Origin of the sequence: Skermania sp. ID1734 (genome assembly GCF_007489285.1) — a bacterium.
In the GTDB taxonomy this organism is placed as follows: domain Bacteria; phylum Actinomycetota; class Actinomycetes; order Mycobacteriales; family Mycobacteriaceae; genus ID1734.
Window position 1 is genome coordinate 282,719 of the sequence record NZ_VLIY01000004.1, and the last position, 26,472, is coordinate 309,190.

Consider the following 26,472-nt stretch of genomic DNA (forward strand, 5'->3'; position numbering starts at 1 on the left):
AGCGCGTGGTCAGGCCGATTCGGCCAGCCAGGCTTTCGCCTTACCAGGCATGTTGGTGGCCACCCAGCTGACGCCGAGCTCCTTGCACAGGGCGATGTCGTCCTCGTCGTCGACGGTCCAGCAATATGTCGCGCGCCCGGCCGCCGCCGCCCGATCGACCAGTTCGGGATGGTCGCGCAGGGTCTTGATAGACGGTCCCACCGCGGTCGCGCCCACGGTGGTCGCGGCGCCGCCGCCGAGGTAGACCGACGAGTCGCCCAGCAGCACAGTCGGCAGCATCGGCGCAGCCCGCCGGATGCGCCACACCGCCGTGGCCGCGAACGACATCACCACAGCGCGGGCGTGTGCCGCCGATGGCGGGGCCGCAATACCGAACCGCTGCAGCTCGGCCAGCAGCTTCGCTTCCACCAGCCCGCCATAGCGCACCGGGTGCTTGGTCTCGATGAATAGCTTGACCGGCAGCGATTTCCAGTCCAGCACCAGGCCGATGAGATCGCGGAGGGTGAGGATCGCCGCCGGCTCGCTGTCGTCCCCGAAATTGAGCTCTTGCAGTTCGTCGAGCGACAGTTCGCTCACGAGACCGGTGCCGCTCGATGTCCGATCGACCGTACGGTCGTGCACACACACCAGGTGGCCGTCGCGGGTGAGCCGAACATCGCACTCGACGCCGTCGGCGCCCTCGCGCAGGGCAAGGTCGTAAGCCGCCAACGTATGCTCGCGCTTTGTCGCGGAGGCGCCACGATGTGCCACCACGAACGGTGCGCGGCTGTTGGGGCTCACCTGGCCATAACCTCCTGCTGCGGGTCCTGCTGAGCAGATTCTGCGCCATCGCGCGGCGCTTCGACAGCAGCGACGCCGGTTTCCTGCTTCGCCGGTCTGATCGGCTCGATCACCGGCGTGACCGGACCCGTCGCGATCACCCATCGTTTGGGCATCCGCTTGTGCCCGAGCAGGTTTTCGCCTTCGAAATCCTTGATCAGCAGCAGCGTCAGCACCGCGACCCCGGCCGCGACGATGTCGGTGAACGCGGTGAACAGTACTCCGTTGGCTTTGGCCTGCAGCGAGTCGACCGACCGCCACGACAGGGCTGCCACCACCAGCGCCGCGTTGAAGACCCACGCCAGCCACCACCACCGAATCAGCCGGCGCTGCCGGACTGTGGCCGTCGCCGCAATCTCGTTGAGGAAGATTCCGGGCGCAACCAAATTCAAGACAGGTACGACGCAGCCCAGCACCACCGTCCGGCGGCGGCGCGGGTCACGGTGGCCTTGCGCGGCAAAAATCCGAGCCCGAACCGAAATCAACCAACCGCTACACGCGATGGCGGCGGCGAGTGCGGCGAGCAACGCGACGATGGCGACCAGCAGCACGAACGCATCGGACAAGGCCAGTACCAATGGCGGTACCAGCCAGGTGCGGTTGTAGAGCAAGACGCCGTAGCGCAGGCATTCGGCTATCGCGGAGAGCCCGAAGAAAACGGCCGTCACGACGAGCAGGCGGGGTGCGCGTTTGCCGAAATCGACGAGCGCGTCTTTGCCCGCCGTCGCGCGGGCGGTCTGATCCGCTAGCCCCCACCGCGGGATCTCGCTGTATCGCGGGGTCTGACCCGGCCCGGTCGCGCGGCGTCGCGCTGCGGGCGGACCGGCGGGACGGCGAGCCACCCAGCGAAAGTTCCGTTGCTGGGGCGGGGTGTTGCGTGTCACCGGACTCAGCAGCACGCCATGGCAGCGCGGACACCATTGCGCAGGGGCGCCCTGAACCGGCCAGCGGGTGCCGCAGCGGGCACACACCTGCACCGAGTTCGAGGGATATCCCGCCATCAGTAGATCTTCGCTTCCGCGTCGCCGTCGCACACCAGCGGCTTACCGGCCTTCTGCCACGCGACCATCCCGCCGCTCACGTTGACGGCTTCGATGCCGATCTGGTTGAGGTATTGCGCCACCGCGATCGATCGGCCGCCCTGCCGGCAGATCACGTACAACTCCGCGTCCAAGTTGATTTCATCGAGGCGGGCGGGCACGTCGGCCATCGGGATGTGCAAGGCGCCGGGCGCATGACCCTGCACCCACTCGTCGTCCTCACGGACATCAAGCAGCACCGTTTCGGTGCCCGGCTCATCCGGCAGGTCGGCGACCGAAACCGAGGGCGGATGCGGGTTACTCACACAATCGATAGTGTCACGCCCGCCGTGGTGTGCAAACCAACCTCGAGGCGCCGGTTCAGTTCGGCCTTTCGCGCCCCTCGCGCCAACTTTCAGCGAACATCGGCAAACTGCCCGATTTATCGTGACTTCACATGATTGAGACCAGATTTGTGAGCCCAGTCACTAAATTTCTTGGTGTTATCCACAATTTCCACAGGCCGATCCACAGACATGTGTTATACGGCGCGCGCGAGATAACAGGTCGAAGCTATCGCAGCAAACCTGCCTGCCAGGTTGGCTCGGGATGAGTAGGCTACGAAGCGTGGGAGCTGCTTCGGGGAGTGGCCTCGTTCTCGAAGTCACCGCCTTGCCAGGATCTGCGCTGATTTTGCGCATCAGCGGCGATATCGACCTGGCCACGGTAGAGGAAACCGCCGCAATACTCGATGACGCCACGGCGCAACTGCCGCCACCCGATTTGGTGATCGTCGACCTGTGCGCGGCCTCGTTCCTGTCGGTTGCGGGGGTTCGCGCGCTGGAGCGGTTCGCCTCGACCGCTGCCGAACGAGGGGTCCGAACACGCCTCGTCGCGCAGGGCGGCACTGTCGTTCACCGGGTCATGCACATCACCAGGCTTGACCGCAGAGTTGAGGTGTTCGAAACCATCGACTGCGCGTTGGCAGCCCGGGGGCGCAGGAACTGACCCGCGGAGGCGGCGATGAACTTCGATGACCCGCAGCCCGGCCTCAGCGCCGACCAGGCCGCCCGAGCCGAGCAACTCACCAAGGAACTCGCCGACCTCGGATGCCACGGGATCGTGCTGAGCTGGGTCGACAACATCGGCGTGAACCGGGTCAAGACCATTCCGATCCAGCGGCTTTCCACCGTCGCCGCCTGGGGTGTGGGCATGTCACCGTGCTTCGACACCTTCCTGGCCGACGACTCGACCACCATGAGTCCCCTGCTCGGCGGCCCGGACGGCGATCTGCGGCTCATCCCCGACCTTGACAGCGTCACCGCCCTCGCCGCCCAACCAGGGTGGGCGTGGGCGCCGGTCGACCGGCTCGCCCAAGACGGTGTCCCGCATGTGGCTTGCTCGCGCAGCATTCTGCGACGAGTGCTGCGCGACGCAGCGGCCGTGGGCGAGAGCTACCTCGCCGCGCTCGAGATCGAGTTCGCGCTCGGGCTTGCCGGTGACTCCGACGACTTCGTGCCCGCCTGCCATGGGCCCGCGTACAGCATGACGCGGCTGATCGAGCAGTCGGAGTTTGGCGCCGACCTCCTGGACTGTCTCGCCCAGCAGGGCATTCCGGTGGAACAACTGCATCCCGAGTACTCCACCAGCCAGTACGAGCTCTCCGTCGGCGCGCTGGACCCGCTCGGCGCGGCGGACCGCAGCGTGCTGGCGCGGCAGACAATTCGCGCCGTCGCCCGCCGCCACGGATTGCGAGTCTCGTTCGCGCCGGTGGTGGTGGCCGGAACGGTGGGCAACGGCGGGCACGCACACATCTCGTGCTGGCGGGACGGGAAGAACCTGCACGCCGGCGGCTCTGGGCGCTACGGCATGTCGGCAGCGGCCGAGTCGTTCGTTGCCGGACTGCTCCGCGAACTGCCGGCGCTTACCGCTATCTCTACGCCGAGCCCGATCAGCTACCTCCGCATGCAGCCGTCCCAGTGGGCCGGGGCTTACACCTGCTGGGGACGCGAAACCCGGGAGGCGGCGGTCCGCGTCATCACCGGCATGACCGGCTCGCAAGCCCATGCCGCAAACGTCGAGTTCAAGTGCGCGGACCTCACCGCAAACCCCTACCTCTTGCTCGCCGGAATCGTTGCTGCGGGCCGGGCGGGCATAGCCGACTCGCTACCGTTGGGCGCGGAGATCCACGGCGACCCAGCGCTGCTCGACGAGCAGCAGGCCGCGGCGCTCGGCGTCCACCGGCTACCGGTTTCGCTGGACGCGGCCGTGGATGCCTTCGAGAAATCGCCGCTGCTGGCGCAGACCTACGGCGAGGCGCTTTCGGGCGCGATCATCGCCGTGCGCCGCGCCGAAGCTGACCGCGTCCGCGAGTTGACGCCGGCCGAATTGGCGTCGACTTATCGGTGGGTGTTCTAGGCACCCAACCCGACCGGGCAGCTGACGCCGGTCGCGTGCACCGGGCAGTACCCGTTCGGGTTCTTGGCCAGATACTGCTGGTGATAGTCCTCGGCGTAGTAGAACTTGCGCAGCGGCGCGATCTCGGTGGTGATTTGGCCGTAGCCGGCGTCGGTCAGGCGCTGCTGGTACGCGTCCGCGGTCTCCTGAGCGATCTTGGCCTGCTCCTCGTCGGTCGTGAAGATCGCCGATCGATACTGGGTGCCGAGGTCGTTGCCCTGTCGCATGCCCTGGGTCGGATCGTGATTTTCCCAGAACTGTTTCAAGATCGACGAGTAGCTGATCACCTTCGGATCGAAGACCACCAGCACCGACTCGGTGTGACCAGTGCGTCCCGAGCAGGCCTCCTCGTAGGTCGGATTGGGTGTGAACCCGCCCGCGTAGCCGGCCGCTGTCGAATAGACGCCGTCGAGCTGCCAGAACTCCTTCTCGGCACCCCAGAAGCAGCCCATGGCCACTACCGCGGTCTGCAGTCCCTCGGGGAACGGCGGCACGATCCGGTTGCCGTTGACGTAGTGCCGTTCCGGCACCGGCATCGGGGTCTCGCGACCCGGGAGCGCCTCTTCGGGCGTCACCATCACCGATTTGGCGCCGACTCTGCCGAGGATTTCGCTGTACCAGGACATGGCGCCATGCTACGCGCGGGCTTGGTGTTCGATCTGGCGCTTAATAGACGGGCTGAAAGCCAACGGCTGGCCGGCACTTCGATCCAGCGGTAACCGATTTCCGACACCGCGGCCGTGACGATCAGGAACAGGATTATCGAGCCGGTCGGGGTGAGGAACTGCACCGTCTCGTTGTAGATCCGGTACAGCGTGAGCGTGTGGAACAGGTAGATCGCGTAGCTGCGGGTGCCCACCCAGTAGACGAATCGCGAACGCGCGATCGGGCCGTCGCGCCGGATCAGCAGCAGGACGCACACCACCGCGAACAACATGGTCTGCAGGTAGCGGTCGCCACCCCAGTAGTCGCCCATGAGGCCCGCGAACCAGACCACCGCGAACTGCGCGACGGCGGCGATTGCGAGCCACGGCCGGCTCGCGAGTTTCGTCCACTGCAGGTAGATCACCTGGCCCAGGAAGATCACCGGCATGGTGGTGGCGATCTTGCTGAGCACCGGCACCGAGGCGACCTCGGGGACGAAGTGGTTGTAGACCAGGATCACCGCACAAATCGCTGCGCCCAGGATCGGCGACACGATCGGGCGGGTGCGCAGCAGCGGCCGCACCGCCGTGCAGTACAGGTAGAACGCGATCTGCGCGAGCAACGTCCAGGTGACGCCGAGGACCGCCACCTGTGGCTTGAAGAAGAATCCGCCGAGCACAAAGCTCAGCGCCGCCTGCGCGTTGGAGATGCCGGGTTGCGGGCTGAACATGCCGTTGATGTGCAGCCGCACCAGGACTATTGCGCAGGCGATCGCCACCCACAGCAGCGGCAACAGCCGAACCATCCGCTTGATGAGGAAGGTGCGCGGATTTTCCCGAACGGCCGAACCGGTGATCAGCGCGCCGGTGACCACCATGAACATCCCGACGCCCAGGAACGAAAGGTGCTGGTTGACCTGCCCGAACCGCACGAAGATCTGGTAGACGACATCGATCAGCCACCAGCCGGTGCCGCGGTCGTCGATCAGGAAGTACGAGATATGCGAGTAGATGACCGCGAGCGCCGCGATGGTACGAATGAGGTCGACACCCGGCAGCCGAACGCGGGGCGCGGGATCGCGCCGAGGCGGCGCCGGCGGTGGCGACGACTCCGGCGGTGCGCTCAGTTCCGCGCCGACTTGTGTCACGCCGATCGATGTTAAGCCGTCGTTTACCGGTTGTCCCAATCGTCGGCGCGCCGCTCAGCCCAAACGCCTTATCACGTTGACTCGCGCGCCCCGCGCCGGGACCACGGTTATGCCGTGCATGGTGGCCCGTTCGGCTCGTTTCTGGTCGGGTTCGAGTTCGACGCGCGCCAGTACTGTGCGCAGCACCGTATCCATTTCCGTCAGCGCGAACGTGGCACCGAGGCATCGCCGGTTGCCGCCGCCGAAAGGAATCCACGCCTGCTGCGGCGGGTCCGGTTCGAGCCAGCGCTCGGGCCGAAACTCGGTGGCGTCCGGGCCCCAGATCCGTGGGTCGGTGTGGATGGCGCCGATCGACGGCAGGACCAGCAGGCCCGCCGGCAAGGTGTGTCCCGCCAGTTCGACCGGTTCGGTGAGCCGGCGGGCGACGTTGTAGATCACCGGGCGGATGCGCAGCGCTTCCTTGATGACTGCGGTGCGGTAGGGGTCGTTCGGCTCGTCGAGGCCGTCGCGAAGGCGCTGATAGACACGCGGGTGGCGAAGTATGCGTTCGAAGGTCCAGGCCAGCGCGACCGACGTGGTCTCGTGACCGGCGACCAAAAGCGTCACCAGTTCGTCGCGAACCACTTCCGGCTCGGGGTCGCCGTCGAGGAGCATCGACAGCACGTCGCGGCGCTGGGACCGGTTCGGGTCGGCCCGGCGGTGGGCGATCTCGGCGTAGAGCAGGGCGTCGGCGCGGTCCAGATCGGCGACGACCCGTCGCCACGGCCAGCGGCGGCCGAGGCTGGGCCAGACCCACATCATCAAGGCCGGCATCGGGACGCCGAGGACCGCGCGCAAAGCCTTGCCGAGTTCGGCCGCATCGGCTGGCTTGTCGACGCCGAGGACGACCCGGACGATGATGTCGAGCGTCAACTCCTGCGTTCGTTCGATCAGTTTGAAGGGGCGACCCGTCGGCCAGTTGGCGATCTCCCGTTCGGTCGCCTGGGCCATCAGGTCGGTGACCTGCGCGATGCGCTCGCCGTGGAAGGGCGGCATCATGCGCCGCCGTTCGATCTTGTGCTCGGGAACGTCGAGGGTGAGCACGGAATGGGCGCCGACGATCGGTCGCAGCAGCGAGTTGCCCTCGCCCGCGTGGAAGGTCGCCGGATCGCCGCGGAAGACGGTTCGGATGTCGGCGAAGTCGCCGAGGATGACGACGTTGCCGATCGGCTCGAGCCGCAGCGTGAAGGTGTCGCCGAAGCGGCGGTGCAGTTGCGGAAGGTAGCTCTGCCGGTTACCCCAGAAGCGCAGCATCTGCCACGGCATGGGGGTGCGTGGGCCCGGCGGCAGACCGTCTCTGCTTCGAACGCCCGGCCCGATGCCGGTCAGTCGCCAGGTGTGCAGCCGGTCGCTGGTGGTCGAAATCGTTGCCGACACCAGTTCAGTATCGCCGCCATGCGGTGGTTGGCGCGTCCTACTGCGGGAGGAAAAAGGCTGGTTGCCGGAGATACTGGTTGATCATGACTGTTGCACGCGGTGTACGAATGTTAAAGGGTGGATACACCCATAGGGCTTGATCAATCAGGGCGCACTGCCCGACGAGGAGGGATACACGTGGCTGAATACACCTTGCCGGATCTCGACTACGACTACTCGGCCCTCGAGCCGCATATCTCGGGCGAGATAAACGAAATCCACTACACCAAGCATCACGCCGCCTACGTCAAGGGCGCCAATACGGCGGTGGAGCAGTTGGCCGCGGCCCGCGAGTCCGGCGACCACGGTGCCATCCTCTTGCACGAAAAGAACCTCGCATTCCACCTCGGCGGCCACGTTAACCACTCGATCTGGTGGAAGGTGTTGTCCCCCAATGGTGGTGACAAGCCTGAGGGCGAGCTGGCCGCCGCGATCGACGACCACTTCGGCTCGTTCGACAAGTTCCAGGCCCAGTTCACCGCCGCGGCCAACGGGCTGCAGGGCTCCGGCTGGGCCGTGCTCGGCTACGACACCCTGGGCAAGAAGCTGCTGACCTTCCAGCTCTACGACCAGCAGGCCAACGTGCCGCTGGGCATCATCCCGCTGCTGCAGGTGGACATGTGGGAGCACGCCTTCTATCTGCAGTACAAGAACGTGAAGGCGGACTACGTCAAGGCGTTCTGGAACGTGGTCAACTGGGCCGACGTGCAGGATCGGTTTGCGCGGGCGACAGCGCAGACGACGTCGGGGTTGATTTTCGGCTGAGTTCTTCACGCATAAAGGGGCGGTTCGGCTTTCGGCCGGGCCGCCCTTTTTGTGTGGTGGCTGCCCGACAGCCCGTGACCTCGACAGGGCGCGGTCCTGAACACATCGACATCGTGCGGAGCAACGCCTGGGTACGGCACTCTGCGTTCAACCGACCTGCCGATCGGCAAACATTCGCGGTGTCATTTATTCAGATGAATTTATGCCGTTTACGCTTTCCTGACTTGCACATGAGTCGCCCCATGAGCTTATTCTCTTGATGGTTTTCGGCTGGCCGGTCCGACAATCTATTCTCTACTATCACAATCAGGAAAGGCGAACAATGGACGCCAAGAAAACTGCTGCGCGCGCGAGTATCGCCTTTATTGCCCTCCCCGTACTGCTGCTTACTGGCTGCAACAAGGGTGGAGACACCGCATGCGGTGACTACCTCAAGGCAAGCGGCAAGGACCAGACCAGCATTATTCAGAAATGGGCTAAGGACCGCAACGGAAGCGAGCCCTCCGGACTCAAACTCACTGCTTACAGGGAAGAAGTCAAGGCCTACTGCACCGCAAACGGCGGCAAGGTGTCCGACGTCGGCGATTTGAATGACAAGGTCACCGGCAAGGTCTCAAAGAAGCTTGGCAACCTGCTCGGAAACTAGCTCTGAGCGTTTGCGTGGCTGATCGTCGGACTGCAGATTGATTCAGGGGCCCTGCTTCTAGCGCGCGGGACATTAGGTGTCAATTTCTGGTTGGTTTTGACACTTGATGTCCCGTCGGATCCTTCATTCAACCCGATATCGATCAGGTCGACATACCAGCCACCCGAAAGACTGTTGCTAGCGCGTCATCCGATTAAACGACAGGCAGATCGCTGTCGTTTAATCGACGGATTGCGCTGCATTTGATCATCCACTACTGTTCGCGTCGAATTCTAGGCAATGAGGACACGGGAATGGAAAACCTGAAGAAGGTCGGGCGCGGCCTCGGTAAGACGATCGATGGAATTGATTCGTTTTTCTCATTCATTATGAGCGTAATTTACAATGTGGCCTTGGTCGGTGCGGTCGTCCTCGGCGGCTACATCATTAGCCTCGGTGCGCTGGCATTGGGCGCGGTTCTGATCCTCATTGCGTTGGGTCTGCTGGCGTTGTACTGGACGACTGGATTCATGATTCTGCCGGGTTGATTCGCTGTCCTCTCAAGATGTTGCGTCGGACGAACGGGTGGTTTTCGACGCCGCACGATGACTACCTGACCACCCGTTCATCGAGGCCGGCTCGGCGTCATTCGTTCGGCCGATTACCAGTTTGCCGTCACGATCAATCGCTTCCGAGAAGCCGTTGCTGTACCGCTTCGTCTGTTGTTGAGGTCGCCTCCCCCGTGTGGTCGATGCCGATACGTCGCGTCTCGGTATCGGGATCGGCGACGACGATAGTGGCCAACAGCGAGCGATTCGGAGGCAGAACGCGGACCGCGACGCTGCCGGCGCGAACGGATTCGAGCTCGTCGATGACCTGATTGCGTAATTTGGCTCGAACATCGCTTGGTGCATCATCAAGTCCGTGATCGTCGACGAGAATCACGTCGATCCCGCGTGCGCGGGCGCCGCGAGCCGCCTGGGCGATGGCCACATCGGCGAGTGCTGGGGCGCGCAGCGAATCACGTAGTTGCGCCTCGAGCAGCGCGCATTCGAGCCGTTCGTGTGCGTGAAGCGGTCTCGGCTGAGTGAGACGGAGCAGCACGGGACGCATCAGCTCGTCGATTCGGCGCGTCTGTTGGGCGTGTTCGGCCAGGGTGGCTGCTGTCGCCGACTGTTGAGCAACCCGGCGGGTTGATTCCTCTCGCAGTTCGACGATTTGCTTTGCCGCTGGACGTATGACGTAGGCGAAGAAGTTCGCCATCAGAAGCGGCGCGATATTCACTGTCTGCGGCAATACAGTTGGCGTCGCTCCCACGCCCGTGGCTTCTCCCCATATTCCAGCGATGGTCAACATGCCCAGCATGTCGAGCCAGCCGGCCATCGGCCGCCCGCGCAGACACAGATAGACCGTGCACGCGGTTCCGGCAGGGTAGGGCCACAGCTGCGCGGACGAGCTGGCCGGTGCGGGAATCACCGACAGCACCAGTGCGCATGCGAGCGGACCGCACGCTGCGATCATGAGGGCTGTTGCGCGTGGCAGCGGGTCGGTGCTGGTGGCCAGCAATGCCATACCGGCTATGGCGGTGACCAACAGCGCGATGACGATGGGCCAGCGTTGCGACACATCGCTCCACGACGAGATCGCCGATGCCGTCAGACTAAGCAAAAACAGGCCCGCGACTGACCACGCCTTCTTCGTGTGCATGCCGAGCAGGGTTCTCGTGTCGCCAACCGGCGCTGAATAGTCGCTCACGCCGCTCGTGACCAGCCCAGCTCGACGGTCGTCCCCGCGCCCGGAACAGAGCGCACCGCTACCGCTCCCCCGGTCAGCGCACGCATCCGGCCGATGATGCTCGCTGCGACGCCGAGTCGGTCCGGCGGCACCGTCGCGACGTCGAAACCGACCCCTCGGTCACTGACCACGACGCGAAACCCGTCTCGGAAGACGACGATCTCGACACTCGGCGAGGCATCCGGACCGCCATGGCGAACGCTGTTGCGCAGCGCTTCGCTCGCCGCCGAAGCGGTCGCCCGAACAGCGTCACCAGGAAAAGTCGACTCCTCAACGTCGTCACCGAAGGTCGCGTGGATCGGAGTGGCAGGGTCCACTGCGTTGATCGCGACACGCAAATGTGCCAGAAGGCCCGAGGTGTCGAACCGGTCGTCGTCGGTCCCGATCTCATCGAACTTGGTCAACGTGATCCCGGCTTGGCGCGACACCTCGGTGTTGATGCCGTGTCGACTGGCCGCGAGCAGTGTCGACATCACCCAGTCGTGGAGCAAGGCATTGAAGCGTTGCCGCTGCACATTTCGTGCCTGACTATCGGCAGCGGACGCGGCCGCGGCATAGGCCGCTGCGCGTGTCTGGTCCAACAGCCGCCCGGCATGCATCGCCGCGAGTGCGGCGGTGACGAACAGCAGTGGATAAGACAGCATGAACAGCGCATCGGCGATCGGCGGAGTTTGATGGTCCGGGGTCCGCGACTGTTGATTGGCGAGATAGGCGGGAAGCTCGGCGGCATAGAGAACCGTTATGGTCCAGCGTGGTCGCCACACGGCCGCGGCGAGCATTCCTGTCATAGCGGTGACGTCGCCGAACCATAACCCGTCACTCGGTACTTGCTCGCCATTCCAGGCTATTTCCCACGTCCAAGCGGCGACCATGTATCCGAGCGCCGATACGACACCGACGTGACGCATTAGATCAAATCGGCGTCGGAAGGCCACCACTCCGAAGACAGCGGGCGGCACGAAAACAAGCACCACCGCCACGGGAGTCCACACCCTCGCGGCATAGCGGGCCTGCCCGATGATCATGGGCAGCATGATGATCAGGTAGAACATGTAGCCGCTTGACACCAACACCGCTAGCAGTCGAGTGATCCGTTCCTCGGCGCTGTGCTCTGCTGCCATCTCCGCTTCCGACGCGGCTACGGTAGCCATCTACCCTCCAGAGCCCGTTCGGAGACTTGGTTCGGGTTCTCGCGTGATTTTGCACGTCGCCGTTTGCCCCCGGGTCCAAACCACATGTGCCTGTGTCGTCGGTCTGCCCTGACCAGTGGAATTCTTCGTGCCTGTGGCTGGGCTCAGTATTGCTGATATCAACCGCGTTGAACGCGTCATCGCGCGCGTCCGCCGCAACGACGTGCTCCGATGTATTTCCAGTGCCCGGCTAACCGGGCGATCGGATCACCTGCGGCACCTGAACACTCATGGAACACTGGCGATCGTCGCTTCCGATCAGACACGGATGACCAGTAGCAGCAATCGGACCTACAACGCATCCCGCCAAGGTCGAAGGCATCTCGCGATGCCGGCCAACTAGCTCGGGTACCTCGGTGTCCGGTTCGCATCGGGGATGGATGGGCGGAAGTTCGAAAGATCCGGCGGCGTGTCTCGCCGTGCTTTGTAGGTACCGTTAGTCCAAAACAAGACCGACGGTACGACGACAAGAAGGACCATGACGCAAATGATCACGGCCGTCATCGCTGGACTCCGGGTCGCTCGATAATCACGACATGCGCCTCCGGATCTTCTGCCCGTACAGCATGACCAAGGCGAACTATAAAAGCTTTGTACATCCCGTAGCCGCGCATTTCACGCGGTGAGACAGGAATGAAAAAATACGTCTGCTGACTTGTCTTGTACCGCTCGATGTACGACTTGCCGGTGCTTCCGTAACGCGAGTCTGCTATCTGCATCTGAAACGTCAGGTATTCGGCCATATCACCCCACCCGCGCACCGAGAAAAGGGTGCAACCGGGCTGGGCTCCCTCGAACCGAACATTGATGACTTTGTTGCCCAAGTCGTCTCCGACGGCCTTGGATAGCTGTGCCAGTCGCTCGCCAGGCAGTCGCGTCTGAATGTTGATGTGCGAGGCGTGAAATTTCTGCAGCTTGGCCATAATTTCCTACTTCAGTCTTGAGTCTGTTCGCAGTTTGGGGCCATCATGTCGTGTTACGGTGCGTGGAATGTCGGTCGTTTGAATGACGGGATTCTGGACCGAAATAATTCAATTGAATGACAGCTGAGGGAAGCTTGGACGGGTCACATCATGCTACGGTTTTCTGCACCTGCCGTCAGCCAAGATTATCTCCTGTGGGAGACACCGTGAATACTGCCGTAGTGCGCGCATCTACAGTTGTATTTCTTTTATCCTGCCTTGGAATCAATTACCAATTATCGATCGAAGGAGTAACCGAATACCCGCACGACGAACCCTTCGACTGGTGACGCGTCGACCTCAACCGACTGGGTTTACCTTCGATCCTTGCCGTAGTCGCAGTGATTTCCGGCGCCGTCATATTTGCGCTCGGGCGGATGCACGACCGCAAGACGCTCGGTCCGTTCTCGCCGGATGCGCCGCAAAATACGCAGCATTAACGATGGTGGACGCTGACCTGCGCCCATCCAACGGGTGGTTTTCGACGACGCTACTCGCGCGATGTCTACCTAATCATCGGTTCATCGACGCCGACTAAAGGCATTCACTTCGATCAATCATCAATGTGCAAGGTCTGGGCAGGAAGTCCAATGCGTGCCCCGTGCCGCAGAGCCTGTGTCACCGCACTAGACCTCAATGGAACGGAAGTCTCTCGTGAAATTTAATCCTCCACCGGAATGGCCATCCCCGCCAAGCGGATGGAAGCCAGAGCCCGGATGGCAGCCGGACCCTTCCTGGCCGCCGTTGCCCGCCGGTTGGATTCTCTGGATCGACGACGACGCTCGATCGAGCGCCAAGCCGGGGAACCCAGGCCCCTACACCGCAACTGCCAACGCCGTCGGCGGCGCTTCACCCGGTTATTCTCTTCGCCCGCAACGAGGGCTGTTCTTTGCCATTGCCGTATTCACTGCGGTAACAGCCCTAGGCACAATAGTCGGGCTTGGTTACTGGGCTTATGCTAATTGGAGCGCGAAGAAGGTCGTGGATGACATCTCAAAAAGCATCGACTCGGCAGCGTTGAAAATCGATCCCAGCGGCACCTGGACTGGATCACATACCGGAGCGGCAGACAAAGTCGTCCTGGAGATCAGCAGTTCGACCCAATTGAGCGGCGCGATCACATATTATGGCAAGAATGACAGCGTTATCTGCGTGGAGAGCTGGACAGAAACGAGTCGCGATTATAACACTATATACGTTGATGAAAAGAGGGAGAGCGGTAGCGATAAATGCAGCGATACAGAATGGAAAATAACCGTCGAGGGCAACACTCTTACGGCAGAAAAGAACTGGGACTCCACTGGAAAGACCGATAGCTCGTTATCGCTTCACAAATCAAGCTAAATAACATCCTGATACCGACGAAGGATCGATCAGATATGGAGATACTGATCCCCTTCGTGTTGTTTGTGAGTCTGGTGATAGTATACCTCGTCCGGTACAGCGAGTACGCGGAGAAACCAAGACGACAGCAGAGCGCGCGACGTGAGGAACGCGAGCGTCGTACCCGCAACCGATCGATCGGGCGTAACGGTCGACAGTCGTCCGATTATCGATTGTTGGATACGCGTCGGATGGTAATGCGGTGACTGCAGACTGAGTGGCCGGTCACACTAGCGTTCGCAATGGAATCAACACCATGGTGGTAACTGCACTCGTTCTTGGATCGGGTTGCCTGTCCTCTCGCTATACCGTTCAGCCGCGCAGCGCGCAGTCAAATCGCCAGAACTGGCCAGCAGCGGGCGGGACCGGTGGCTTGCCGGACTTGTCCTCGGCTACCTCCCACTCGTGTCGCTCGCCACTTTCGCCGTTACGGTTGTCCAGGTATTCCGTGCGTGACCGCGACCTACGGCATAACCGCTTGAAAGTGTTGGGCGCCCTCGTCATTGATCGTTGCCGGCGGACAAAGGTCCATACGACAGCGCAATCGCATTGACAGCCCATAACTGTTGACATAGCCGGGCAGGAGTCGATTGACAGCGCCTTCCACGCGCACCTTTGTAAGTGAAGTCGGTCCCTGCACTGCTTGGCCCACGCGAGTGTCCTCACTGGTACCGCCTGCCACGTATTCGCTCGATGGAACGCGCGAACCACAGCACACAGTGGCATTTTGTGTCGGGCTAAATTAACTGACTCGATTTCCACCCCCAGTGACGGCTCACCGTCGTCCGTTTGTCGCTTCACCAGGTTTATTTGTCGCTTCACCAGGTTTATCCGCCAGCGGTAACTCGATCCAGCATGGATAGCCCCTCGTCGCCGATCGTTCCGAAAACCGCGTACTGCGGCGGCATCGAGGAGTCGCGCGTCCATCGAGGCCGCTCGGCGTCATTCGTTCGACTGATTACCAAGGCGACGCCTTGTCGGTAGGAAAGTTCAATGCCTGTTTTGTGCCGTCGACTCAGCCTTGCTGCGGCGCTGCTTACTGCGCTCGTGTTGACCGGTTGCGCAACGACCACCACCGGTAACTCGGGCCCGGTCGCCACGCGGCCGAAAATCGTTGTGCAGCCGACGGTCTTGATCCTGGATGCCTCTGGCTCGATGACCACCGCCGACGCCCCGGGGCCGCGAATCGACGCCGCAAAACGGGCCGCCGACGGACTGCTCGACGCCTTGCCTGACGACTCCACACTCGCCCTAATGACCTACGGCACTGGCACCGGCAGCTCCGACGCCGAACAAGCAGCCGGCTGCCAAGACGTCCGCACCCTGACCCCACTCGGACCGTTGCACCGGGCGTCGCTCAAACAGCAGGTCGACTCACTCCATCCCTCCGGCTACACCCCGATCAGCCTCGCCATGCGCAAGGCCGTCGAGATCCTGCCCAACGATGGCAGTAAACAAGCGGTCGTGCTCGTGTCCGATGGCGAAGACACATGCGGGGTACCGCCCTGCGATACCGCGAAGACGTTGAAGGCACAGCACCCCGGCTTGACGATCTCGACGGTCGGCTTCCGCTCCGACAGCCCGGCCAACACCCAACTCGGCTGCATCGCCACTGCGACCGGCGGACTGTTCGTGCCGGCCGGCAACGCCAATCAACTCGCCGCGCGACTGCTGGCCACCCAAGACATCGACACCGCCAAGTCGTCGCTGTCCCCGACGGGATACCGCGACATCAACATCGGATCGAAAATCAGCGACGTCAAACGGGCGCATCCCGACTTCCCCGACGTGTCCGCATCGGGCCATACCGTGGCGACCTGGAAGGACTGCAATTTCGGGTTCACCGACGGTGCAGTGGACTCGATCGCGCCGAGCTCAGGCGGGCGCACCATCGACGGCCTGGTCCCCGGCGACCCTGTGAGCCGAGCAACCGAACTCTACGGAAAACCGCTCGACCACACCGACATCAACAACGGCTCAGCAACGCTCACCTACCTCGCCGACAAAGATCTTGGCACGGCATACCAAATGGCCATTAGCAACGCGGCTCAGGTACAAGACAACTGGGCGGGAACAATCAAGTCGATCGTGCTGTGTCGATGTCTGCCGAAGCAGGCAAGCGGGCCACAGATCGTCGTGCTGAGACCTGTTGATAAGCAGGGGAATACGACTGCTGGGTGGTTGAAGAATACGACCTACAGCTGGGCCGATGACGCAACGGGCCACCAGATCGACTGCACGTATGGGGAAGTGTCAAAGCACACTGTTACTCCTGGCGTATTCGAATGTTCCCCAAGCGCCGCAACGGCAGACGCCTGCTGGCCGACTGCATCCGGAAGATATGCGTTGTGTCTCGTGGATCCGCTTTCCCACCAAGTCGTCTTGTACTCAGCGAATTTTGACGACACCCCGTCATCAGCCCCGTCGGATCCATCACCGATCGAGCTGGTGCTCGATGACGGATCGCACTGCCGAGCACGCTACGGCGGCGCCTGGTCGCGCCAGGAGCAAAATCCAGATCTCGTCGGCACCTACGGTTGCAGTACGAATCCCAGTAGTTTCGTTGCTGTTTGGGGTGACATTCAGCGAACCGCCGCCGGCTGGAGCGTGGAGGTTGGCGGCTCGACCGGCCCACTCCATACCCAAGAGGTCGTCACCGCATACTTCGTGGGAGTGGCCTGATGCGACGAGCACTTTTCACGATCACCGCAACGGTAACGGTTGCGCTGACTGGATGCAGCAACTCGTCCAGCAATCCAACCACCGCACTGCGGCCCACTCCCGCCAGTCCCTGTCAAACCTCTTCGTGCCGAATCGTTTCGAAAGCCGACATCAACGGTGACGGTTCGCTCGACCTCGTCGGTTTGGCTTTTACTCCCGACCAGACGAGCACTCCTGAGTTCCCCGAGGGCACGCTAACAGTCCGGGTCAGCACCCCCGACGGCATTCAGCAAACCCAGGTCGCGAAGTCGAGCGGTCCGGCGCCGAACAACTACTACGTCGGTGCCTTCCGAATCAGTCGCCGCTCGGGTGCCGATCTCGTTTTCCACACGGTCGAGGGCCTCGGCAACGCCGAGCAATTCGTCGTCATCGGCTGGACGGACGGGCACCTCATCCAAATCCCTACACCACCCGACCCTCAACCGGTACAGCGTGATCCGAACATTTGGTACTTCAACTCCTCGCACGGACAACATTATTGGGCCACATGTGGCAGCGGCGCGGAGGTCACCCTCAACAAGCTGCGCGCCGCAGTCGAGGAGGGCATTCCGATTCCCGGCGGCGGTCTGCGCGAATCTAACCATTTCGCGTTCCAGAATGGCTCATGGACACCGACCGGATCTGAGAACGTCGCGGATAACACCTTCAGTTACACCGACTTCCATCCCGACACAGACACCTTCCAATGCGACCGGCAGGACCACCAGTAGTGGAGCGATATCCGGGTGCGCCGCCCTACCGAGAACGCCGCGCGCTCAACGGCATGTCGGTCGTGGCGATTGTCAGTTCACTGCTGATCCCACCGCTCGGCATCGCATTCGGGCACTTGTCACTACGTCAGATCAAGCGCACAGGCAGTGCTGGTCGCGGACTGTCTACCGCTGCTTTGGCTTTCGGATACCTATTCACGGTTCTCGGGATAGCCGTGCTCTTGCTGGCTTTCACCGTGACAGCGCGGATCGTTGTCCACACTGGAGCGAACCCGTCGATTGCGATAACCCGGCCTTCCGCAGATCCGCTCGGGACAGGCAAGGCGATTCGGAGCACGACACCGGGTAGTTGTATCCATCGCGAGCCAAATGACTCCACCACTGTCCGGATCGAATCGGTTTCGTGCGATTCCGCTGAAGCCACGGACCGGGTCACCGCATCGACCGACGACATCGGCGGGTGCTTGGGCGACTGGGTGCGCACGACGAATCCATCAAGGAACCCCGAAACCGTCGTGCTGTGCCTGACGCCCAAGTGAATGATCGAACGTCAGCGCGGGCGGTACTTGGTTGTCCCGTCAGGCCCGCGCGTATTGCTGACGAGCTTGGCAAAGCATTGGTCAGCCGCGATCTGATGGGAGTCGCACCACCCGTTCGCGTCATCGGGGTTGTTGAAGGTGACGCCCGCGATTGTCACCCACCAGCCCTTGAGGTCGAATGTCGCCCAATCATCGCTGGCGACTAGGCGGACCTCGGGGTGCTGCATCCGTAAACGCAAGTGCTGCCGCAGTATTTCCGCGGCGGTCCAGTGCATGGGAGTACCGTCGACATCCGCCGCATCCAAGCCGACCTGCTTTGCGGAAATTTCTGCCGCCCAGTGGTCGGCCAGATCGGACTGGACCGATGGCCGATCCGCGTTCGCTTGCGCGCGAAGAGCATCCATAGCCGTCGCCTCGGGATCGGACGGTGCGGCAGGCGCCGCCGCGGCTATAACCGCGTCACCACCCGACACATCAGATGGCATTACTCCACTCGTAGGACCATGGCTAGTCCCTTCGTCGTTGACGTCGACGTTCTGGTTGCTCGCCGCCGTCGCCGATGTCGCGCCAGTCGATGACCCGAGCGTGTTCGGCAGCCGCCAAAACTGTCCAAGCGGGAACTTCAACTCGCGTTCGACCCGTTGCGACGACGAATCGCTACTCGGCAAAAAGACCGGCGCAGCAGCGAAATTGAAGACGCCGGAAGCGATCTTGCCGCCGGAGTCAGAGATGGACACCTTCATCGCATCCGTAGAGACAATGTCACCGCCCTGGCAAGCGGCACGTAATTGCATCCGGACAATCAGGCCGGTCGAATCCGTGTGGTATTCCGCGGGTTCCATCGCGGGAGCCTTCGCGCACTTGGTCACGCTTGCCGATGCAACACCACGGCTGAGCACGCCGGGCGGGCCCGACGGACCACCGGTCGGCGCGAAGTAGGTCAACCGATCCTTGTTGATCGTCGAAAATCCTGCGCCAGCGGGCGCGATCGCTTGGTATCCAGAGCCGCCCGCTGACGCTGTCCAGTCTGTTGACCCGGTGTTGAGATTGACGGCAACAACATTGCCGTCTGCGTTATCGGCGACGATCCGCTCGCCATCCGAAACGAGTCCTTGAAATCGCGAGACTCCGGTCGAATCGGATTGCCACAGTTGTGCGCCGGTGTCGATGCGGTACGCCACCGTGGCCGTACCGTGCTGCTGGTTCCCGAGCACGACATCCCCGATCTGTCTTTGGAGGTCGACGTCGTGGACTTGCCACAGCGGGTGACCGTCACCCGGGTCATAAGCGCCGTGCGAGGTGAGTACTGGCCCTTCCTGGTCGGATGGCACGAGCCACCGATCGACCGCATAGTCGCCCGGGACATCAAATTGCGGTGAACCGCTTGCACCAGTGACTTGTGCGGATATCTCGCCACGGCCTTGGCAGGCCGTAACGACCCGCACGCCGCCCGGCCGCGCTGATACGCCATTCGTCCACTGCTCGACCACAGGTTTGCCGTCTGACGCCGAAACTACGAAAGTGCCAGCCGAGCTGTAGGAGACAAGACCATCGCGCACTGTCAGTGACGTGAGGTCGCCGTCACCGACGCACCGACTGTCGGTTGTAAGCGTCCGCTCCCACGACGCGGACGGGTTGGTGTCGGAGCCGCGGCTGACCGTCGTAAGGGCGGAGTTGTCGTTCACAATCGTTTTCGCGGTGAACAGAGCACCGTCGGAAACCTCCACGAGGGCGACGCCCTCCATGGCCAGACTGTGGTCGACCGCGCCGTCCGCCATCCTGTAAAACCGGATGACGTCTTTTGAGACGCACGGCAGCAACCCGTGGAGACTGCTGGTCGCGCATGTCACCTTGCCGTCCAGCGACACCCGCCAGCGGACATGCCCACTGGTACCGTCGACAGCCACCAACGTCGACGCTGGACCGCCTTCCGTATCTCCGATCCCGGTGACGATCGTGTCCCCGATCGCGGCAAAGCCCGGGGAACTACCCACACCGGTCCGGCCGAAGTCGCCGCCGGTGAAAACCGCGCCAGGCTCTAAATCGCCGGCCTGTATCGACCAGCCAGCGCTCGGCTTTGTCGGATAGGTATTTCGCAGCTCTCCGGCAACCGTGCCCGACGATGCCTTCGGACGCGTCACGAAGTACACCGTCGTCGCTGCGACTGCCAGGACCGCGACAATTCCACAAGCCAGCAGCACCCACACATAGCGTTTGGGAGTCTTCTCGGGCCGTTCGATGATGTATGGGAATGACCCTGGAGGTGGTGGCGGGGGTGGCGGATATTCGATCATCGATGGTCCGCCCCTTCGTCAACAGCCCCGGCACCGCACGGCCGAATGATTCCAGCCATTGGCAGCGACCGGTATCGGTCGACCGAATGACGCTTAGGCCGGATCGACGGTGAATTGCTTACTGGTATGCATCGTTTGACCGTTGGCTATGTCGAGGTCGACGGAGATCGTGTAAACGCCCGGATTGTAAATGCGGGTGCCTGTTCGTCCCGGATCACTCCGCATAGAGCCGTCGCCCCAACACGCATCGAATTTCGATTCATCGAAATGGCTCTGCAATCCCGGTCCGGTAACCGATATGTGTGCTCGGCAATCTCCCGGGCGGCCGTTCGTCCAGGTCAGCCACCAGTGGTAACTGAGCTGGACGTACGGCGGCCCTTCATCGGACACATGCATCCGGTAATGGTCGGGCCCGACGGTGTCGCCCCACCGCATTGTCGGTGCGTTTGGTGCTCAGATTGAGCGTGAGATTGTTCGTGTCCGGCGCGCTGGGCGCCGCCGATGTGGTCGATGGTGGGGTGGTTTCTTTCGGCGTGCCCGTCAAGGTGAATTCCAGGTGGTTTGCATCATCGAACTCGCCGATTATGCCGTCGATGTTGGCGGCCAGCTGAGCGGGCAGCGTCGTGAAGATCGAGATCGCCGCGCCCATCCGATGCAGAACCTGCGATTCGTTGTCCCCGACCGCCGTGCCGGCGATTGTCGATGCGCAACTGCCAACGTCGCCGAGCGCGGAAATGAATTCGTCGAGGTTCTTCTTGTCGGGATCGGTAAGGCTTGCGAATGCGGTTTTCATACAGCCGTACGCACCACCGGGGGTGCTGAGCGCATTCTCGAGAACCTTCGACACGACGCCCTCGCCCAGGAGCATGTCGACACCTGTCAGGATCGTCTCGATTTGCAGGGCCGCCGGATCAACGTCAAGGTTGATCGATCCTTCCGTCGTTCCAGCCGGTAGCTGCAGCGCGCCCTTGCCATTGGGAACGAGCAGGCCGACCGGACGTTGCGCCACCGCGTACGCAAACGATGCGAGTGCACCGGAGAAGTTCGGCGGTTCTTGAAGCGTGAACTTCCCAGCGGGTTTCGATTCCACCGCGTAGTACTGTGGTGACGTCGACGTGAAGTCCACATCAATACTATTGTCCCCGTTCGCTTTAAGGCAGCCTCCGACGGGACCGGGCTTCTTCGCAGTCAGCGTCAACTTGTTGGTAGGCGTGTCGAGGTCACTGCTTTCGGCGCATGGCGGCGGTGGCGAGGCGAGGTGGGGTACCGACTTGTGCGCGGCGTCGGTGAGGACCTTGCCGATGTCGATAAGGATCGGTTGGAACACGCTCAAGCGTAGGGTTCTCGCTGTCAGCGTCTTCGCCGACGAATCCCAGTGCGGGGCAAGGTAATCAGTTGGCGAGCCCTTCACCGGATCTAACGCGATCAGCGGTCGTACGGAGTCGCTGATCTGGCGGTAGAAGTCCGGGTCGTTCGAGAGATCGAATGTGAGAGTTATCGGTTGCTTAGGCTGCTCGTGATCTCCCAGAGTCACCTTTACGGAGTCGACGGTCGCGCGTTGGCCGGCCACCTTGGCGGATTCCGCAGCGGAGTCGATCGACAAGTTCGTTCCGGACGCTGCTACATCCTTCGGCGCCGACGCGGTAACGCGAACTGGGCCCGACTCAAGTGACACAGTTGCGCCGTTCGAACCGACCGTTGTTTGGGACGGCGCATTCGTTGCCCCCGGGACGGGTACGGCGAGTCCGGATATGTGGTTGCTGCACGCTGCGGCGAGCGTGAGGGCCGCGACGATAACGGGAACGATCCGGACACGACTATGCACGGGAGCGGATTTTCCTTCATCGACGGCGTGTCTCGGTATCGGCCGAACGACCGACAGAGCGGCTTGCCCCTCGGCAGCAGGTTGTGCCCGCCCGTAGGGGACTATGGATCGGTGACGTCTACGAATGGCGTACTTACTCACGCCAGAGCGGACTCTTCGTCCGCCGGCTCCCCGGGTTTGACACGAGCACTGCGCCTGACGATTTATGCGGCGTGGATAATCGCCCTCGTTGGAATTCCGCTGGTCATAGTCGATGTCATCGGCAAGGGCATGATCGACCTCAACGTGTACCGCGACGGCGGGCACGCTTGGCTCGATGGGATTCCGCTGTATGCGAACGGCTTCGGTGAGCGACCGGGCGCCCACCATCTCCCGTTCACCTATCCGCCGTTTGCCGCCATCCTGTTCTCGGGGCTCAGCGTGATCGGCGGCCCCGCCGCGCAGGTGCTCATTGCTACCGGTTCAATCCTCGCCATCACCTTCACAAGTTGGTTGGTGCTGCGACGGATGGGAGTGTCAGAGCCTTGGCAGTGGCCGATCGCTGCCTTGGCGTCGTTGTTTGCCTGGGCCATCGAACCTGATTGGGCCACACTCGGTTACGGTCAGGTCAACCTGCTGTTGATGGCTCTGGTGGCCGTCGACTGTTTGGCAGTGCGCGTTCCACGCTGGCGTGGCGTACTTGTTGGCGTGGCGGCTGCTGTCAAGTTGACTCCGGCAGTGTTTGTCCTGTTCTTCCTATTCCGGCGCGACTATCGCGCAGTTGCCAACGGCGTCATTGGATTTGCCGTCTGCAGTGGCCTTGCATGGTTGCTCTCGCCAAAAGACAGCCGGGCGTACTGGTTTGACGCCTTGCTCAATCCGAATCGTCCAGGCGGACTCTCATTCGCGCGCAATCAGTCAATACGCGGAGTGCTGCACCGACTCCGATTGCCCGCGCATGAGGAGTTGCTGTTGTGGGCGCTGGCGTCGATCGTCGTTGTGTCGTTGGCGTGGCTGGCCAGCCGTCGCTCCGAGCCGGTCGCCCTGGTCGCGGTGGCGTTCGTCGGATTGCTGGTTTCTCCGATCTCGTGGGATCACCACTGGGTGTGGGTGGTTCCGGCGGAATTGCTGATCGGGTGGCCGTTATGGACTGCCCGGGCATGGGCGGGCTTGATCGCTGCCGCTGGTTTTGCAGTGGTATTCGTCGCGGCGCCGTTCTATTGGCTGCCCAGCGAGCACGGCGCCGAAATGCATTGGACGGTTCTGCAAAACATCGCCGGAGGCGGATACGTGTGGGTTGGCTTCGCCGCGTTGATTTGGTTGGCATTTGGCCGACCGGACCGCCGCAGCGACGACCGGCTCAGCAAGCTCAGATCCGCTCGCCGAACTGGACGCGAATGCGGTGGAGCTCCGCATCGCGCCATTGAGTAACAGTCCGTCACGCAACTGGAGGGTGACGCAAGCAAGTTGTTTCTGTTGTCCAGGCCTTCCACTGCCGGCCGCTTTCTCAATTTGGTGAACTCAGCTACCGAAGGTACGGTGCCGGATCAATTCGGCCGTTAAATCCATTATGAAAGTTGGGACTTAGCGGAAGCACTTCGAAATGCAAATGCGGACCGGTCACGTACCCGGTATTGCCGCTGTACCCAATAAGCTGGCCCTTCGATATCTTCTGGCCCTTATTTATTATCGTGCGAGTGAGGTGCGCATACCCGGTGTAAATGCTCGCGTGCTTGATCAGAATGCAGATTCCAGCTTCCTGCAGCATCCATGATGAATTCTGTCCGAAGCCCTCGAAGTCAACTGTCCCATCCGCAGCGGCAAACACCGGTGTATTCAAGTCAGCCTTGAGATCGATGCCAGGGTGTCCGCCCACACCGAATCCTTGGTTGATCCTGACGCTATCCAGCGGCCATCTAAGTGTGGCTTGTGATGGCGGCGCGGGACTGGCAGCCTGCGGTGGCGATTGTTGCGCGGGCGGACAGTCAGGCGCCACGGCAGAAAGCGTTCCCGTCTCGATGTCGACGTCGGCGACATAACGTCCATCGGAAACCTTGTACCACAGCGAATCCCAGCCGCCGTTAGGGATATTGAAGCTGAAGTATCCCTTGACCGCCTGGCCATGCGTGGAGCACACCAAATTCAGCTTGTCACCGACGTTGTACCAGCCGTCTTGTTGAGACTTCAGGCTCGCTGCGGTCATGCGTTGCGTCTTCGCCTTAACCGTTCCGGTCACGGCGGCGTTCGCCAATCCCGGTGAAACTACGAAGCCGGCCGCGGTCGCAGTGAGCACACTGGCGACTGCAAGCCCGACCGTACGGCACCGGTTGCGAAGCCCACCGTTGCCTCCGACGCCAGACGATCGAGCCGTGGTCCGCACATTTTCCATGAGATCGAATTGTTATCTATGGATCTCAGGACTGGTATAGAGCGAACAAACGACAGGCACCCAGCACCTACCGCCGCTGCATCACGGTACTGCCCTCGACCGAGTGCGTCGTGCTGACCAACTTGGCGATGCAGTGGTCGTAGTCGAGCTGGTTCGAGTAGCAAAACCCCAGGGCCGCATCAGGATCTGAATACGTTTGGCCGACCACCGTGACCCAGAAGTCGGGACTGTCGAAGGTGCTCCAGTCACCGGACCACAACAGCTTTACGTTGGGATATTTGGCACGCAGTGCAAGGTGTTCACGCAGAATCTCGGCATTGCCCCACGTGGTTCCTTCGGCTACGAGCCCAACGCGTTTCGAGCTGATCTGCGGTATCCAGCGGTCGGCAAGGCCGGAACTCACTGCCGAGCGATCGCTATTGGCGATCGAGCGGAGACTATCTCCTGCCGTTCCGTCTAGATTGCTCACCGGGGCTGCGGCCGAAGCGAGAATGACGCCGCCATTCGGCGACGATGACTCCCCAGAAGCTACCGATTGACTGCCATTCTCGGCGATGGAAACGTTCAGGCCCATCCCCGACAACAGATCCGCGGGCATCCAATAGCTGTCCGCAGGAAACACAAAGTCTCGTGCCAGCCCCTGACTCGGTGGTACCAGAAGGGGATTCTGACTCAGGTCGAATATTGCGGAGGCAACGTCGGAGCCATTATTGGTGATCGAAATGCGCATTGCCGTGTTTGCGAGAACGTCACCACCGCTACAAGGCGACGATATCTGAAAGTCGACGTCGAGACCTTGCGGCGACTCGCTCGTATGAACCACCTGCAAGGACGGCGCCGTCGGGCATTTCGTCACGGCCACCGGGCCATCTGAGCCGCTGGCCGCCGCGCTTTCCCCACTCCCCTTGGGCCAGAAGACAACCAGCAACGTTGCGAGAAGTCCGAGCACAAGGACAACCGAGGCAGCAATAATCGCAGTTCGCCCGCGCGAGTTACCGGGCGCCGTCGACATTGCCGGCGACGGCGCGCTGATTCCACGCTCCATCATCCGCGGTGACGATCCATACGGGCCAGGACCTTGCGGTGGTACTGACTGCGGTATCGGCGAAGCTGTTTCGGCGGCCTCGAGCAATGCCGGTTCCCAGTCGGTGGCTTTGGGCCGGGCAGCCGGATCCGGGGAGAGCGCCCGAACGATGAGGTCCCGCACAGCGGCGGGAACGGTGGCCGGCAGATGATCGGGATGACGGGCGCCTTGATCACCGACGAACAACCGCAACGCCAACAACCCGAGCTTGAAATTATCCGACGCCGCCGTACCCAACTCCTCGCCCGGATTCACCGCCCGCACCTCCCACCCCGGTGTCTCCAACTGCGGCGTCACCGACCGACCCTGAAACCGCATCGCATCACAATCGATGAAAACCTTCGGATGCGGAACCAACGCAAACAACAAATTGAACCGTCACGGGTTTTCTGCCGCTCCTGTTTGAGTGCAGGAGGATGCAGTTATGGGCAAAATAATCGACCCCGCCGTGAAGGAACGCGCCTTGCGGTTGATCGCTGATCATCGTCAGGACTACCCGAACGACACCGCTATGTGTCAAGCCATCGGCAACAAGCTCGGCCTGGGCAAGGAAACCATCCGGCGATGGCTGGTCCAGGCCGACGTCAACGCCGGATCCCGCCCCGGAGTGAGCACCGACGCGCAGGCCGAGATCAAGGCGTTGAAGGCGGAGGTCCGTAAACTCCGCGAG

Annotated in this window: 23 protein-coding genes and 1 pseudogene; 11 read left to right on the forward strand and 13 right to left on the reverse strand. The window is 62.2% G+C overall.

Features of this window, described 5'->3' with window-relative positions:
* Positions 1–9: 9 nt before the first annotated feature.
* From FOS14_RS07250 to FOS14_RS07260, 3 genes are read right to left on the reverse strand one after another with little or no spacing between them, the layout of a single operon-like run.
* Entirely contained in the window at positions 10–780 is a 771-nt protein-coding gene (locus FOS14_RS07250; RefSeq protein WP_143769591.1) for a glycerophosphodiester phosphodiesterase, read from the reverse strand.
* Positions 777–1,820 (reverse strand): DUF4328 domain-containing protein, encoded by a 1,044-nt coding sequence (locus FOS14_RS07255; RefSeq protein ID WP_185981652.1) that lies wholly within the window; start codon positions 1,818–1,820, stop codon positions 777–779. The genes FOS14_RS07250 and FOS14_RS07255 overlap by 4 nt, the downstream gene beginning before the upstream one ends.
* Entirely contained in the window at positions 1,820–2,164 is a 345-nt protein-coding gene (locus FOS14_RS07260) for a rhodanese-like domain-containing protein (RefSeq protein WP_143769592.1), read from the reverse strand. The genes FOS14_RS07255 and FOS14_RS07260 overlap by 1 nt, the downstream gene beginning before the upstream one ends.
* Positions 2,165–2,465: 301 nt before the next feature.
* On the opposite strand from FOS14_RS07260, the gene FOS14_RS07265 reads away from it, so the two are divergent.
* Entirely contained in the window at positions 2,466–2,846 is a 381-nt protein-coding gene (locus FOS14_RS07265) for an STAS domain-containing protein (protein ID WP_185981653.1), read from the forward strand.
* 15 nt (positions 2,847–2,861) lie between these two features.
* Positions 2,862–4,256, forward strand: coding sequence for a glutamine synthetase family protein (locus FOS14_RS07270; RefSeq protein ID WP_143769594.1), 1,395 nt, complete (start codon positions 2,862–2,864; stop codon positions 4,254–4,256).
* Here FOS14_RS07270 and msrA read toward each other — a convergent pair.
* Genes msrA through FOS14_RS07285 form a run of 3 tightly spaced genes read right to left on the reverse strand, consistent with a single transcriptional unit; the run spans position 4,253 to position 7,503 of the window.
* A complete protein-coding gene (gene msrA, locus FOS14_RS07275; RefSeq protein ID WP_143769595.1) occupies positions 4,253–4,921 on the reverse strand; it encodes a peptide-methionine (S)-S-oxide reductase MsrA in 669 nt (222 codons plus the stop codon). The genes FOS14_RS07270 and msrA overlap by 4 nt on opposite strands.
* Positions 4,873–6,087, reverse strand: a complete 1,215-nt coding sequence (locus FOS14_RS07280; protein WP_255450135.1) for an acyltransferase — start codon at positions 6,085–6,087, stop codon at positions 4,873–4,875. Before FOS14_RS07280 ends, msrA begins: the two co-directional genes overlap by 49 nt.
* Before the next feature lie 54 nt (positions 6,088–6,141).
* On the reverse strand, positions 6,142–7,503 hold the full coding sequence (locus tag FOS14_RS07285; protein WP_143769596.1) for a cytochrome P450: 1,362 nt from the start codon (positions 7,501–7,503) through the stop codon (positions 6,142–6,144).
* 177 nt (positions 7,504–7,680) lie between these two features.
* Between FOS14_RS07285 and FOS14_RS07290 the strand changes: the two genes are divergently transcribed.
* From FOS14_RS07290 to FOS14_RS07300, 3 genes are all read left to right on the forward strand, one after another.
* On the forward strand, positions 7,681–8,307 hold the full coding sequence (locus FOS14_RS07290) for a superoxide dismutase (protein ID WP_143769597.1): 627 nt from the start codon (positions 7,681–7,683) through the stop codon (positions 8,305–8,307).
* A 322-nt stretch (positions 8,308–8,629) separates the two neighbouring features.
* Positions 8,630–8,953, forward strand: a complete 324-nt coding sequence (locus tag FOS14_RS07295) for a hypothetical protein (protein ID WP_143769598.1) — start codon at positions 8,630–8,632, stop codon at positions 8,951–8,953.
* A 293-nt stretch (positions 8,954–9,246) separates the two neighbouring features.
* Entirely contained in the window at positions 9,247–9,480 is a 234-nt protein-coding gene (locus FOS14_RS07300) for a hypothetical protein (RefSeq protein WP_143769599.1), read from the forward strand.
* 133 nt (positions 9,481–9,613) lie between these two features.
* Here the strand turns inward: FOS14_RS07300 and FOS14_RS07305 are convergent, their stop codons facing one another.
* The 3 genes from FOS14_RS07305 to FOS14_RS07315 all read right to left on the reverse strand — a co-directional run bounded on the left by FOS14_RS07305 (position 9,614) and on the right by FOS14_RS07315 (position 12,839).
* A complete protein-coding gene (locus FOS14_RS07305; RefSeq protein WP_143769600.1) occupies positions 9,614–10,687 on the reverse strand; it encodes an MFS transporter in 1,074 nt (357 codons plus the stop codon).
* Complete coding sequence (locus FOS14_RS07310) at positions 10,684–11,877, reverse strand: sensor histidine kinase (protein ID WP_143769601.1); 1,194 nt, start codon at positions 11,875–11,877, stop codon at positions 10,684–10,686. Before FOS14_RS07310 ends, FOS14_RS07305 begins: the two co-directional genes overlap by 4 nt.
* 539 nt (positions 11,878–12,416) lie before the next feature.
* Positions 12,417–12,839, reverse strand: a complete 423-nt coding sequence (locus FOS14_RS07315; RefSeq protein WP_143769602.1) for a hypothetical protein — start codon at positions 12,837–12,839, stop codon at positions 12,417–12,419.
* 693 nt (positions 12,840–13,532) lie between these two features.
* Here FOS14_RS07315 and FOS14_RS25150 point away from each other — a divergent pair.
* From FOS14_RS25150 to FOS14_RS07335, 4 genes are all read left to right on the forward strand, one after another.
* The gene (locus FOS14_RS25150; protein ID WP_255450136.1) at positions 13,533–14,222 is read left to right on the forward strand and encodes a hypothetical protein; all 690 of its coding nucleotides are present in this window, start codon (positions 13,533–13,535) and stop codon (positions 14,220–14,222) included.
* Between the two features lie 1,032 nt (positions 14,223–15,254).
* Positions 15,255–16,943, forward strand: a complete 1,689-nt coding sequence (locus tag FOS14_RS07325; protein WP_143769603.1) for a VWA domain-containing protein — start codon at positions 15,255–15,257, stop codon at positions 16,941–16,943.
* Positions 16,943–17,692: a hypothetical protein gene (locus tag FOS14_RS07330; RefSeq protein WP_143769604.1), complete on the forward strand. Its 750-nt coding sequence runs from the start codon at positions 16,943–16,945 to the stop codon at positions 17,690–17,692. The genes FOS14_RS07325 and FOS14_RS07330 overlap by 1 nt, the downstream gene beginning before the upstream one ends.
* On the forward strand, positions 17,692–18,231 hold the full coding sequence (locus tag FOS14_RS07335; RefSeq protein WP_185981654.1) for a DUF4190 domain-containing protein: 540 nt from the start codon (positions 17,692–17,694) through the stop codon (positions 18,229–18,231). Before FOS14_RS07330 ends, FOS14_RS07335 begins: the two co-directional genes overlap by 1 nt.
* Before the next feature lie 11 nt (positions 18,232–18,242).
* Here the strand turns inward: FOS14_RS07335 and FOS14_RS07340 are convergent, their stop codons facing one another.
* Positions 18,243–20,525, reverse strand: a complete 2,283-nt coding sequence (locus FOS14_RS07340) for a PQQ-binding-like beta-propeller repeat protein (RefSeq protein WP_143769606.1) — start codon at positions 20,523–20,525, stop codon at positions 18,243–18,245.
* Between the two features lie 379 nt (positions 20,526–20,904).
* Positions 20,905–22,128, reverse strand: a complete 1,224-nt coding sequence (locus FOS14_RS07345) for a hypothetical protein (RefSeq protein WP_143769607.1) — start codon at positions 22,126–22,128, stop codon at positions 20,905–20,907.
* Between the two features lie 333 nt (positions 22,129–22,461).
* Between FOS14_RS07345 and FOS14_RS07350 the strand changes: the two genes are divergently transcribed.
* Entirely contained in the window at positions 22,462–23,760 is a 1,299-nt protein-coding gene (locus FOS14_RS07350; RefSeq protein ID WP_185981655.1) for a glycosyltransferase 87 family protein, read from the forward strand.
* A 94-nt stretch (positions 23,761–23,854) separates the two neighbouring features.
* Here the strand turns inward: FOS14_RS07350 and FOS14_RS07355 are convergent, their stop codons facing one another.
* Positions 23,855–24,622 (reverse strand): M23 family metallopeptidase, encoded by a 768-nt coding sequence (locus tag FOS14_RS07355; RefSeq protein WP_185981656.1) that lies wholly within the window; start codon positions 24,620–24,622, stop codon positions 23,855–23,857.
* 163 nt (positions 24,623–24,785) lie between these two features.
* Positions 24,786–26,099 (reverse strand): hypothetical protein, encoded by a 1,314-nt coding sequence (locus FOS14_RS07360; protein ID WP_143769610.1) that lies wholly within the window; start codon positions 26,097–26,099, stop codon positions 24,786–24,788.
* Between the two features lie 127 nt (positions 26,100–26,226).
* Between FOS14_RS07360 and FOS14_RS07365 the strand changes: the two are divergent.
* Positions 26,227–26,472, forward strand: a pseudogene (locus FOS14_RS07365) (IS3 family transposase); the annotation flags it as partial.

Excerpts from the sequence above, each read along its gene's own strand:
- FOS14_RS07330 (WP_143769604.1), top strand. The coding sequence starts at position 16,943 with ATGCGACGAGCACTTTTCACGATCACCGCAACGGTAACGGTTGCGCTG.
- FOS14_RS07315 (WP_143769602.1), bottom strand. The coding sequence starts at position 12,839 with ATGGCCAAGCTGCAGAAATTTCACGCCTCGCACATCAACATTCAGACG.
- FOS14_RS07255 (WP_185981652.1), bottom strand. The coding sequence starts at position 1,820 with ATGGCGGGATATCCCTCGAACTCGGTGCAGGTGTGTGCCCGCTGCGGC.
- FOS14_RS07325 (WP_143769603.1), top strand. The coding sequence starts at position 15,255 with ATGCCTGTTTTGTGCCGTCGACTCAGCCTTGCTGCGGCGCTGCTTACT.
- FOS14_RS07295 (WP_143769598.1), top strand. The coding sequence starts at position 8,630 with ATGGACGCCAAGAAAACTGCTGCGCGCGCGAGTATCGCCTTTATTGCC.
- FOS14_RS07310 (WP_143769601.1), bottom strand. The coding sequence starts at position 11,877 with ATGGCTACCGTAGCCGCGTCGGAAGCGGAGATGGCAGCAGAGCACAGC.
- msrA (WP_143769595.1), bottom strand. The coding sequence starts at position 4,921 with ATGTCCTGGTACAGCGAAATCCTCGGCAGAGTCGGCGCCAAATCGGTG.
- FOS14_RS07300 (WP_143769599.1), top strand. The coding sequence starts at position 9,247 with ATGGAAAACCTGAAGAAGGTCGGGCGCGGCCTCGGTAAGACGATCGAT.
- FOS14_RS07270 (WP_143769594.1), top strand. The coding sequence starts at position 2,862 with ATGAACTTCGATGACCCGCAGCCCGGCCTCAGCGCCGACCAGGCCGCC.
- FOS14_RS07340 (WP_143769606.1), bottom strand. The coding sequence starts at position 20,525 with ATGATCGAATATCCGCCACCCCCGCCACCACCTCCAGGGTCATTCCCA.